Source organism: Vibrio sp. 2033 (assembly GCF_033339735.1).
Genome location: NZ_JAWOVC010000001.1, coordinates 356,271 through 368,451 on the forward strand (window position 1 = coordinate 356,271; position 12,181 = coordinate 368,451).

A 12,181-nucleotide genomic window follows, 5' to 3' on the forward strand; every position below is an offset into this window, starting at 1 on the left:
GCTAGTAGTTTTTGGTTGATTAGGCTGCTGGTTTTTTACCTAGGCAGAAAGAAGCAGGATGGCGAACCGTTACATCAGCGTCTTGGAATGCAACAACACGTAAGCGACCTTTCGCACTATGAGTGTATGGGTCAATAGTCAGGTCTAGGCCTCCCCACAAACCAATCAGCATTTCGGACCAGACGCCAAACCAATAATCACCGTTGTTGATCTGGTTAGAAATGTGCGTGCCGTAGCCGTTTACAGTGTTACCCCCTTCCCAAATAGGTGAGCCGTTGGTATTAGCAAACTTTTGAGTTGTCTTACAGTGACCACGGCCAGTAGCGTTCATCATGTAAAGCATGGAACCAACATCAGCATTGTCAGCAGTTATCTCTGTTTCCATGTTTACAATTTCTTGGAACGTCGGATTAACCGCAGTGAAATCTACACCGTTCACACCCGTGATGTTTGCAAGACCAAGCGGTTGATCACCACCAGTGCCGTACAAGGCAGCTTTATCAATAGTAAGAGCCAGAGCTTTAGCAATATCCGCACGAGCCAACATCTCAACATCTGGTGAAGACTGCATCAGCATCTTACGAGTCATTTCTACTAGCGCAGCACAAGTACGGTTTTGTAGGCCACGCTCACCAAAGGTGATTTCAGATAAGGTTGCATCTACATCTTCACCAAGCCAATAGCCCGTAGCGCCACCCTCTTGAGTCGGGATAGATAAATCACCAACTAGGCCTGTTAGCGTAGTTGCGTAGTTCATGACTGCTGATTTGTTATAGAGCATATCAATGAAGCTACCCGCCATATGGTCAGTAGCAATCAAGTTGCTACCGGAACCACCAGCACTTACTGGCGCAGCTGCACGAAGAACATCGTTAGGTACAATAATACCTTGTGCTTCACGCTTCATTTTATCGGCTGCGGCTTCAGAGGCTTCAAGCTCAAATGCAGCTGCTCGACGATACTTTTCATTCATTGGCTGAGACAGGTAACGCAGAACGTTCAGAAATGAATACTGACGAATTTCATTGTCAGACAAGCCAATGTCTGGGCTGTCTGCAACCGTTGGTGTTACGCTACGTGCTCCCGCTGGTTGACCGCCATTCTCAGACGCTGCATCAAGTAAGGCGCGTTGGTAATCGGCAGCTGTCTTCTTTTTGTCTCGAAGATAAGGGTTAGGATCAACTCCACGACTTCCGTATTGCTCGAACAGGTCTAAAATATCACGCACACGGTTTTGCTCTGCTTCAATACCAGCTTGACGTTCTGTGTTGGACTCCTCAAGAACTTCAATAATCTCAACAATCACATCGTTCTCATCAACTTTTGCACGAACTAAGCGGCCACTGGCATCACGCAGGGTTTTAGTCTTCATATTGGATTCACTCCGGTTTTCAATTTCACGTTCATTTTCTGTTGCGCCAGTTGGGATGATGATCCCCATATCACGCAGGTGGTTTTGGTATTTGGTTGTATCTAAGCTGCGCCCAACACCAACGGAAGGGTCAGCGGGAACCGTGACAAAAGACAGCTCGAACGGCTCCCAATCTGTCACACGATAGGTGCGAACATCATCCGTATCACTTTCAAGAACCATCGCATGGACGATGTAACCAATAGAAACGTGCTTACGAATGCCATCTTTAACGTCTTGCCAAATTTCCTCAGCTCTTGGGCTAGTACCGAACCGAACAACCGCTCGGCCCTTATTCTTTTCGATTCGAGCTGATTCAATGACACCAACTAGATCGTCCCAGTCATGATTGACCAAGGCAGAAGCGCCAGCATCAAAACGCGCCATACGTACTGCACCAGATGAATGGTCGAGGACTTCATAGCCAAACCAACGCTCAACTGGATATTCGCTAGAGAAAGCCAGTTCAACCGTACGGTTTTCTTCATCCACTGACTCAACCGTGTAGTTTCGATACACAGGTTGACCTGTGACCTGACGAATCAGATCACTCGTCGTCAGTTTCGTCTTCTTCTTGCTCACTTTGATTTACTCCTGCAGGTTGCCCGTTGGTTTTTATTCCCAAAATCTGGGCTATCATTTCGTCTGGAATCCCTTCCGCTCTCATTGCCTTGATGTCCTCTGCATATCCCTTCCAGACATCTACAGGCTCACGACCAGATTCACGTATTGCTTCACCAGGGGACTTACGACCATTTTCTTGAGCTTCGGTAATGGCTTTCTCTTCTTTAAGAGGGTCAATCCATTCCCAACGGCGAGGTTGCCAATCTGCTTCTAGGAATTTGCCTAAACGGCTAGCTGGGATAGGATTACCATTTGAGTTAATGACTTTTCCGGCAAGTAATGAATACTGAAGCCAACGTTCATAAACTCGATGGCAAACCGACTCGATGAACCATTCTTGTAACTCTTTCCACCCGTCACGTTCGTCAAGCTTGCCTTGGCGAATTGAACTAAGGTTGACACCTTCTAAGTCATTGGCGTACGTGTTGTAAGCCATACCCTGACCTGTAGCCATTCCTCGCAACATATGCTTTGAGAACGTTGCCGTCTCTGTTGAAGGAAAATCCGGCGAGTAATCAACAGGAGTAAAGCCTGGAGGCAAAGTCACAACCGTATTTGGTTCTAACTCAATCTCTGGCTCTTCAAACTCTTCGGATTCATCCGGTTCATAAACATCAGCGTCTGCTTGAAGTACCAGTGTTTTACTAGCACCCGCTCTGGCGTTTACAACAGAAGCTTCTTCAAACCCAGAAAGGTTACGCATTCGACTTAATGATGTGTGATTCCATGGAATACCACGGAATTGCTCAGGATGCTCTTGGTCATAAACGTGCAACATGTCTTCAGCAGAAACACGTTCAAACTCTTTACCTCCATGGCGAAATGCTTCAGCCAAAACACCTGCTTTTGTTTCAACTAAGTAAGCAACCAGGCGTCCATAAGGGGTCATTTCGATGCCGTTTCGAATTACGTTTCCGTTTGCTAGTCGGCTTTCGTTGACCTGAATCGGTACTCTTAGAGGGTCTATGAGCTGAATAGCAAATCCCCAGGGACCAGCATGTGGGCCTTCAACGATTCGTATGAACGCTTCACCGCTCCCCACTACCGTATTGAGAATAACGCGCTTGGCTCTGCGCCAATCAAGACGCCCATCAACGGTACAGTTTTCGCGTCGTCCCCACTTTTTAAAAGCTTTCTCAACGGCGGCATTTCCGTTGGTATCCAATGAACCATCATGCTCTTTGCCCCGAACTTGGAGAACAATACCTTTATGTCCGAGTACATTTTTACGAACTTCTCGGACAAACCCTCGGGCATAGTCATTGTTACTGATCTGTTCGCGTGAGCGAGCGACTAAAACCGCGAGTTTTTGATCAATCATCTTGCCAATGGGCACAGGTGAAGAATCCCAAGTACTATTGTTTCTGTCTGGATCAGCTGCCGAGAATAGGCTTCGAGAAACAGGACTCAATTTGACATATGGCGTCTTGCGACGTTTCTTTTTGGCCTCTGGCTTAGCGTTGCGATTAAAAGGATTCCACATCAGCGCATCCTCACTTTATGTACTGTCAGAAGACCTCGGCCAGACTTCTTACGCTTCTCCTGATTCACCCTATTGAGAAATCGCTGCTCTAACTGCAGCAGTTCGCTCAACGGGGTCTTCTCCAGACTACGACCACCAAACGACAGCTTAAGCTGATCAGATGTAGCACGATTGGTTAACGTAGCCTGAATAGCTGCCAATGCTTTCTCTGCTTCGCTGCGAGGGTCATGTACATCCAATGCTGCCAAGTCTGGCAGTACAGTTAATCGGCTGGTAAGAGGCTGATGTACATCGGTGCCATCAGTTACACGCAACACAACGCTGTATTCTTCTGCGGGCCAGTTCGCTGTCTCGCTTGCTGGTACTGAGAATCGGAACGCATCACCCTCCGGTGTGCCGACAATGTCAGCCTTACCGGATGCGGAACGGAGATAGATAGTGGCTACCCAAGAACTAGCGGGGTAATCTGGATAAGAGAGTGTGAAGTTGACCGACAGACCTGAAGTGATCTTTGTCGGTATTACCATGATTTAGCAAAGTTTCCTTTTCGCCGTACTAAGCGGCGCTTGCGTTTTTTCAACTTAACAGGCTTACGTTCTTCTTCGTCTTCCTGCTCTTCTGCCTCATCGGCTACCGATTCAGGTTGAGTTTCTTCCTCATCATCAATCGGTTTTGGTTTCTTTCGGTCAAGTCGTAGCATTCTGGCCACCATATAGTTCATACCTTCACAGTCGAGAAAGTGGTTGTCTTTGCTGACTCGATTCCACTCTCCTTTTTCATCATCAAACTCCTCAGCAACAATCTGCTTACAGTAATCTTCTGAGACATCGGAAGGCAGTAACCAATCACCAACGGTGCCGCGTTTCCAACGAACGCGGTTATGTACCCACGCTTTAGCCAAGCTGGCATCAAAGTCCCATCGCTTGTCACCACGCTTTCTAACCTTGCCCTGCTTATCAACTTCAACGCGAGTGACACGAAAAGGTTTGGGGAGCTTCTGCCAACCCATTAACGCTCGTGCACGAGTTTTATGGCGACGAACCCAGGCATAAACCTCATCGGTTCTGTAGCCTGCATCGACACCGCACTGCCTGATTTTTAAGTTCCCCCATTCATGCTCCATCAGGTCATCTAGTTCACTCCATACCTCCGGCTTATCGGTATCCCCCCATAGCTCGCCAAACTCAATCAGGCGTGAAGACATACCATCAACCCAACCGCGTACGACATAAACAAGACGGTTTTTCTGGACATCCACAGTACAAATTAGTGTGTGTACCCCATCAGGAACTTCACCCGATGAGAACGTCGAGCGTAGCTTGTAAACTTCTTCCCACTCAGGAGCGTCACCGACAACAGCAAATATTTCTCCAAACCCCGTGTTATAAACCGAGAGTAATTGGTGTGGGTCACCGCTTCTCTGCGCTTGAAGGAGTTTTCTGGCTAGATAGCCATAACTCTTTTTACCGGAGAACGAACAAAGACCACTCACCCAAATACTGAAATGGTTGTTGTCTTCCAGTGGATGAAGCATGGAATGAAATGGGAGGACGGTTGATTCACCGCCCTGTGTAATCAATACAGAGCTGTCGTCGTACTTCTTAGCGTATTGCCCAGGAGCAATAGCAATACCTTGAGCGTTCATTACTTTGCGGTGTTTGTCTTCAATCTGTCCCCCACAATGAGGGCAGACTAAACGGGCTTCACGCGATGCAGCTGCGGGAGAGCTTTCATTCTCTGTGCCTTTGCCTGGCCACCAAAGTAGATCACTTCGTGGTATGAAATACTCACCGCAATCTGGGTCAGGGCATGGGACAGCCCATTCATGTCGAGTTCCTTGTTCCCACTCCAACCAAATCGGGCTCGACACTTTGCCTTTTGGTGCAACTGCCCAATGAGTCATCCCTGTTTCAGGGTGTTCATAGGTACTTGCCTTACCATGCGTTGGCGTACTAGTTAACCCAAGCTTTGAGTCGATATAAGCATCACCACGCGCTTCTGCAATTTCCGCTAATGAGCCCTCACCTGTTGCATTGGTATCAGGACGGTCTAGCTCATCAACTAGCGTGATAACCGCAGAATCCGATGCCAATTCAGTTGCCGAACCAGCCCATGCAAAACGCAAAGACACGCCCCCAATACGCTTTTTATGTTTGGGGCTTTTATCATCGTACTTTAACCACAGCGTTGAGCACTCTCGGAACATCTCCATTATTTTGGGCTCAACGACGTTATTAATGTTCGACTCAGTCGGCCCCACATAGATGATCGGTGCAGGTTGGTCATCAAGGCGCCATCCAATCACGTTTTGCATCGTGGCCGACTTTCCCATCTGCGTTCCCATAACAAAGGTGATTTTTGAATAAGCAGGGTCGGCAAACGCGACGCAAACAGGAATCATGTATGGCGTTGAAGTCGTATCAAACGGACCAGGTATTGGCGAACCCGGAGGCATAATTCTATTCTCAGTTGCCCACTGCGCAGCATTCCTCAGCGGCTTCGCTCTGATCATCTCTGCTACGTTTTGCAAGATACTCAGCAACGAACGCACTGAGGTGGTCAGCGGTGGCAGTGCGTATACGTCGAGCTTCTCGGTCAATTGTGTTTTTGCATTTGGCGGGTTCATGTTCTGACGCTACCTCTAAAGCTGTTCGAGCCCCTATGCCATCCAGCTCACTACCAAATAAGTTTCCAACCATGTAAAGGAACTGGGCTAACTCTCCCAAATCCATCACTGTTTCTTCGGCCTTTTGAGCTTCAATTTCAGCTTTGCGGCGTTTGGCAGCAGTGAGTAATAAGTCTTCACCGTCTTTGGTGCCAACTTTTGGGCTGCTGTGCTCTTTCTCGTACTGGCCAATTTGCTTTTTAATTTCGCGGTCGATAATCCACTGAATGGCTTTATCTGTTTCAATGATTAGAGGCTTACCTCGTCCACCACCGCCTTGGTGTGGCAAGCCCTCTTTGATGAGGTCGCCCACCCACTTCGGTGAGTAACCCATAATTCGAGCAAATTCATTTCGGTTTACTTCAGCCATAGCGACATTCTTCTAGCGTTACGCGTTATGGTTCACTCCCTTCTCGACCCACCCGATAGAAGGGAGTAAAAACCGGACATTAAAATGAGGCGGAATCGGCGAGTCTCAGCCCCGTGGGTTATTGAACCTCTGGGAAGGACCCGCAATCTTTCGCAGCCCTTGTGGGACAAGGCGTGAGTGGGATTTGACTTGAAATTAATTGAACAGCGTTTTTAAACCCAATTTTCACTGTGATTTTCAACCACTCAAAAAACGCTGAAATCAGGCGTTTTTGGGGTCAAAACCAGTAAAACTCCCTTCTACTCCTTTCTCGGTTTTTTGGTCATTTAGACGTCCAAACATCCAAATAAACACCTATCACCACAATTAACAGATTTTCTTAAGAGTTAAATCGGTCAGCGATGCGTGAAGCCTTATCGATTCTAAGCTCACACTAGATGATCATGTTTTTGGATCTTCCCGCGATCTTCCCATGGAAAAAAATAAAGCCCTGCAGATCTAACCAATTGTGATAAGTCTGCAACGCCTTAAGTTTCAAGGCTTCCGTTGTCGTGTGTATGTAAGCTTGGTCTAGGTCTGACATCTTGTGATTAAGAATGCGTTCACGTACAAACTTATCGACACCTAAGTCAGTCAGCCTAGTGCCAACTAACTTACGGCAATGGTGGCTAGTAAACTCACCCTCACTCCATTCCGCATAAGTACTGTTGGCCGTGTCCTTACAGATGGGTGCATCCCCTTTCGCATTGGGAAATATAAACTTCTGTCCTTCCTTTTGGGTAAGGCGATACTGTTGAAGTAGGTTTCTAATCTGCCAGGTCATCGGTAACATCAATGCTTCACCGTTCTTGGCATTACAGGCGGGGATTCGCCAGATATTCTCATCCCAATCGATATGGCTCCATCGAGCTAAGCGGGTTTCACGAATGCGTGTCCCGTGCGCTAACTGCATCAAAACAAACACCTGCTTTTGCAGTGAATAAGTCTTGAGCCTGTCGAGTAATTGGCTTACATCATCAGACTGAATCTTGCCCTCATTCGGCGTGATTTTCTTGCTGATGAAGTCCGTAAACACCATCGCGGCCACTGGATTTGAAGCTATGTGTTCTTCACGATATGCCTGGTTAAACGCTGCTTTTAAAATGGCAAAGTAGCCTTTAACCGTTCTAAGTTCATACCGCTCACGCAGCGGCCAAACCAATAAGTCCTTGATATGGTGCTTCCGAATATTAGTGAGAGGCAACTCCCCAAGAGCTGGTAACAAGTGATTAAAGACCACCGACTTAACGGCACTCTTTCGTTCTGATGAAATATCCTTGTTCGACTCAATATGCTGCACATACCAGCGCAAGCAATCACCAAAACAGGTCCAGTCTGTAACCACTTGGTTAGTATCCGTCGCCATCCTAGCAATCTTTTGGGGTAACAACTCAAACAATGCCTTAGCGCTTAGACGAGGCCAAAGTCCAAGCCGTTCCCATTTTGGTTTTCCGTGTTTTCCGTTGTTCTTTCGTTTATCAATCAACCACCAAGTAGCACTCTCGCGAGACTTGTGAAAACGAAGCTCTAAAGCATATCTTTCATCCCTAAGCCTCGTGACAGTATCACTTTTCAAATAGCTTTTAATTTTCGTATCAGAGATACGCAACCGTACTGTAGTCATAGAGTTAAACCGCTAAATCTGTCTCTCCAGTGTCACGCCGCTTCTTCGCCTGTGGCTGACGTTTCCAGTAATGAAGGGGAGTTTCGCCCCTCAGCTTGAGCTTTATTGATTTTCTTTGTGCGCTCTCATGTTAAGGATTAAGCAACGGGTCAGGTTACTTCATGGTCATAGCTAACACAGAGAAACAGCGAGGCACCTACGCATGTCCGTGAAGACATTAGGAATAGGGTCACCACCGTAAGCACTGTTACTAAATGGCCGAAGCCTGGCAATGCTCGACGACATTGCAAATCGTTAACGTCTTTGCTCTTGGTGGTGAAAATGGGGTTACTGCTCTTTACCAAGGTGCTTTTTCACAATATCAATCAAGCGATCGTCCGTGTCGGTCTTGGTGTTTTTGGCATGAGCATCAGCAATCGTGATAAGCAGCTCAGTCACCGATTCAGGGCTGAGTAGCTTTGCAGCCCAGTAACCAAGCAAGCTTTTAAAGAAGGTAAACAAGAAAACTTTCATAGTATTATCTCCAATAAAAAAGCGGCCGTTATAGGCCGCTTCTAATTCAGTATGTCTTTCGGGAATTTATCGATGAAGTCGGAGACCTCTCCTGCTCCTTTATGTGTGTTGTAATACGTCTTCCAATATCGTGCCAAGGCAGGAATATCACCAGGACTAGGTAAAGACTTAGGAACGCGCAAGTAGTGCACTCGGCACATCGCCACCGCATAAGCTAAGTTCGTGATAAGTTCCTGTGCTGTACCTTCTTTTACGAGCTGGCTTACCTTTTCTTTCAACTCAGCACGATAAGACAAATAGTTTTGCCAAATATCGTCGTGAGTGGCAGGTTCCATCTGCACAATACCTAGAGCCGGACCATTACCAATTTGCTTGAGGTATTTGGCTCTGCTCTCAACAAAGATAGTGCCGACCACCAATTGCTCTGCCGATGCACTATACAAGCCAAGCTGCTTTAAAGTCGGCCTAACGACCAATTCGGTCAGTTGCTTTGCATCCATCTATTTTCTTCCCCTGTTTACGCTTATCGAAATGAACCCAGATATCAAAAATTAGCCTCGCAATTACAACGACAAGACCACCGATAGAAATTAAATTGGCAATGGTGATATCAGGGCTACTGGTAGCCAATTCACTGGATTGTTGGGCCTTAGCCGCCACGGTTTCGCTGAATACGCTGACCCCAGTGCCGCCACAATAAGCGATTAGCCTACCTTTCCATTCATGGAGGTTTTCAAGAAATGTCTTAACCATGTGGAACTCTTAGAAACAAAAAAAGCACCCGAAGGTGCTCCAACATAGTTTTGTTGAGATATAAAAAAACCCCGCCGAATGAGCGAGGTTGTGCATACTGGAAAGAGTGCGCCATTTAGGGGTGAATGTCAACACTCACCCTGCTAATACATTCAAGTTTTAATTGTTCCTCGCCCCACAAAGAAAGGATCAACCTACCCATTTCTCAAGATTCACCAACAATGTTGAAAAAATAGACGACTGTCGCAACACACTGCATATCGAGGTACTAACGTGTACTATAGTTAAAGCATTGTAATCTATTGCATATCAATATGAAATTTAGACAATTAATAAACCAATTTTTTCCAGAGTGCGATTTAACCTCGGATATTATTACAGCTAACCCTATTGAAAAGAGGCCTTGGTTAACTGACAGAGTAAGTAATCTCAATGAGTTAATCAGCTGGCCGCCGAATATATTTCTAATTACATATTCCATCTTCAGCTATACAGACAAGTATCGTTTGCTTGTTTCATCTCAGGATCATTTTGATTGGGATAGGGGCGCATATAACGATATTGCAGCGGTAACAGAACAACTTAAACAATGGGTTGGTTTGCAGATCTCTTTAGACCCTGTTGCCACGCCCAGTCAACCTCAAAACTTTTCATTGTCTTCATGTCTACGAGATATCTTTGGAAAAACCAATTTAGATTGTTGTATTTATGACTTAATGAATGATCCCAAGTTTTCAAAAAGTGTTGCAGTCATAACTGCTGCCATTGATCAAATGTTTAGCCGCATTAACGTTTGTGCATATGACTCAACGGATCCCGTCCAAATTGGTTTGTTGGCTAAGGATATGACTCGGAATGATCGCAATGTTATAAACCTATCGTGTAATCTGCCTAAGTTAGGTTATGTTACTTACAAAACGAGCGTTCCTCAGTCTGGACTTACGATAAATAACCTGACTCAAAACCTTACTTTTGTCGACCCTACGGTACAATTGCAAGTAATAAAAAGTACGACCAAAAAGAAGTTGTTTAACAAGAAAACCTACAATGTTCTGTTTCTACCTTGGCCTACAGAAATTGAAGATAATGCATTTAAAGCTTCTCCTGATCAGCCAGATCAAGTAATGGATGGTTATTTTGGATTTTTTGAGTACGCGCCAAATAAAAAGCCAAAATTAAACAGCTTCTTAGGTGCGTTGATTTCGGCTATTCGACGTGCAGGCTCGATTGACCTGATCGTTTTACCAGAGTGCGCCGTAGATGAAAGTACATACAGTCTGTTCAAAAAGGAACTTTTTAAAATTTTCAACAAAGATGCCCCTACACTTTTGGCCGGCGTCTACGGAGAAAAGAAAAATGTTGCCAACTTATCCTTTATTGGAGAGACACAAAAGTTTGAAACCGTCGTTCAAGCAAAACACCATCGCTGGTTTTTGGATGAAGGACAGTTAAGGAACTACAATTTAAGTGGGACATTAGACCCTGGAAGAAAATGGTGGGAAAATATTCCGGTGGAAAGAAGGAAGTTATTGACACTTCATACACTAAATGGAGTAAAATTGTGCCCCTTAATTTGTGAGGACTTGGCTAGACAAGAGCCTGTAGCAAAAGCCGTAAGAGCTATAGGACCTAATTTAGTAGTTAGTCTACTATTAGATGGTCCACAACTGTCTGGGAGGTGGCCAGGTAAATACTCTGCTGTTTTATCTGATGACCCTGGAGCGTCAGTATTGTCTGTAACCGCATTAGGTATGACTCTACGCTCAACTGGCACAGGTTTTGCTCCAAGTAGAGCAGTAGCTCTTTGGAGTGAACCAAACGGATTTTCTGAGACAATAGAAATATCTAACGATGGTATTGGTATCGTCATTGAGTTAGAAATAGATAATAACGAGATGTGGACAATTGACGGTCGTAAAGAGAATAAACCAGTCCTTCGAAAGAAAACGCACTCGACAATTAACCTCGATGAAAATCTATCAACCGTTCATAAGACTAGACAAAAGCTTATGGGTTTGATTAATAGGAGTAAGGTATGAGTTTAGATTTATACGAAAAACAACTTCTTCGCTCAATATCTGACGTGGTAGCCAGAGATCCTGGTAATGCAAAACTAGTTTTTGAGATGGTTGCGGATACCACAGAAAATGCAGCCAAGCTAATGGCTGACATAGAGCCTATTGTAGAAGTTGTTAATAGTTACCAAAGTATGTGCAATATTGACGAGCACCATTCATACATAGGTGACCTTAGTTCCGCTATCGATAAACTAGGCAATCGTGAAGCTCGATTGATTTTTAAATCATCTTTAGAGCCTGACCTATATATAGAATCTGACCACTCTAGTAGAGCCGTCATAGGCTAACGTAAGCTTATTCGTACCTCAACAAATGCCCCGCCATATACGGGGCATTTTTATATTTAAATGAATATTAGCAGTTACTCACTCGATTGATTCTTCATAGCTTGCATTAGTTCGTCATGTCTTTTTTGCTCCAGTGCTTCTTTCTCACGTTTGCTAATCGACCAAGAGACAAAGATAGACAATACCAGAGTTACCACAAACCCCTGCAATCCAAACAGAAAAGTACCAACACCCATAACTACAAGCATAAGTAACGCACCAAAAATCTTAACAACCGCCATAACCACTCCATGTAAGTAAATAATCACCTTATGAAACCGTATTATTATAGATT

General features: G+C 45.3%; 12 protein-coding genes. 2 read left to right on the plus strand and 10 right to left on the minus strand.

The features are described 5' to 3' along the window. Positions 1-19 precede the first annotated feature (19 nt). From R7P74_RS01580 to R7P74_RS01620, 9 genes are all read right to left on the minus strand, one after another. Entirely contained in the window at positions 20-1,993 is a 1,974-nt protein-coding gene (locus R7P74_RS01580) for a phage major capsid protein (protein WP_318122597.1), read from the minus strand. Next, positions 1,959-3,518, minus strand: coding sequence for a phage portal protein (locus R7P74_RS01585; protein WP_025766791.1), 1,560 nt, complete (start codon positions 3,516-3,518; stop codon positions 1,959-1,961). The genes R7P74_RS01580 and R7P74_RS01585 overlap by 35 nt, the downstream gene beginning before the upstream one ends. Further along, a complete protein-coding gene (locus R7P74_RS01590) occupies positions 3,518-4,045 on the minus strand; it encodes a hypothetical protein (protein WP_025766792.1) in 528 nt (175 codons plus the stop codon). Before R7P74_RS01590 ends, R7P74_RS01585 begins: the two co-directional genes overlap by 1 nt. After that, positions 4,039-5,973: a terminase gpA endonuclease subunit gene (locus R7P74_RS01595; RefSeq protein WP_080276912.1), complete on the minus strand. Its 1,935-nt coding sequence runs from the start codon at positions 5,971-5,973 to the stop codon at positions 4,039-4,041. The genes R7P74_RS01590 and R7P74_RS01595 overlap by 7 nt, the downstream gene beginning before the upstream one ends. A gap of 10 nt (positions 5,974-5,983) precedes the next feature. Further along, complete coding sequence (locus R7P74_RS01600; protein ID WP_025632836.1) at positions 5,984-6,553, minus strand: terminase small subunit; 570 nt, start codon at positions 6,551-6,553, stop codon at positions 5,984-5,986. 433 nt (positions 6,554-6,986) lie between these two features. Further along, a complete protein-coding gene (locus tag R7P74_RS01605) occupies positions 6,987-7,958 on the minus strand; it encodes a tyrosine-type recombinase/integrase (RefSeq protein WP_318122600.1) in 972 nt (323 codons plus the stop codon). A 585-nt stretch (positions 7,959-8,543) separates the two neighbouring features. Next, a complete protein-coding gene (locus R7P74_RS01610; RefSeq protein WP_025766795.1) occupies positions 8,544-8,729 on the minus strand; it encodes a hypothetical protein in 186 nt (61 codons plus the stop codon). 41 nt (positions 8,730-8,770) lie between these two features. Beyond that, positions 8,771-9,229 carry a hypothetical protein gene (locus R7P74_RS01615; RefSeq protein WP_054729836.1) on the minus strand — a complete coding sequence of 153 codons (459 nt, stop codon included), beginning with the start codon at positions 9,227-9,229 and terminating at the stop codon, positions 8,771-8,773. After that, a complete protein-coding gene (locus R7P74_RS01620; RefSeq protein WP_025766797.1) occupies positions 9,195-9,482 on the minus strand; it encodes a hypothetical protein in 288 nt (95 codons plus the stop codon). Before R7P74_RS01620 ends, R7P74_RS01615 begins: the two co-directional genes overlap by 35 nt. A 314-nt stretch (positions 9,483-9,796) precedes the next feature. On the opposite strand from R7P74_RS01620, the gene R7P74_RS01625 reads away from it, so the two are divergent. After that, complete coding sequence (locus R7P74_RS01625; protein WP_239945431.1) at positions 9,797-11,521, plus strand: hypothetical protein; 1,725 nt, start codon at positions 9,797-9,799, stop codon at positions 11,519-11,521. Next, positions 11,518-11,847, plus strand: a complete 330-nt coding sequence (locus R7P74_RS01630) for a hypothetical protein (protein WP_239945430.1) — start codon at positions 11,518-11,520, stop codon at positions 11,845-11,847. The genes R7P74_RS01625 and R7P74_RS01630 overlap by 4 nt, the downstream gene beginning before the upstream one ends. A 74-nt stretch (positions 11,848-11,921) precedes the next feature. Here the strand turns inward: R7P74_RS01630 and R7P74_RS01635 are convergent, their stop codons facing one another. Next, positions 11,922-12,128, minus strand: a complete 207-nt coding sequence (locus tag R7P74_RS01635) for a hypothetical protein (RefSeq protein ID WP_239945429.1) — start codon at positions 12,126-12,128, stop codon at positions 11,922-11,924. Positions 12,129-12,181: the final 53 nt, after the last annotated feature.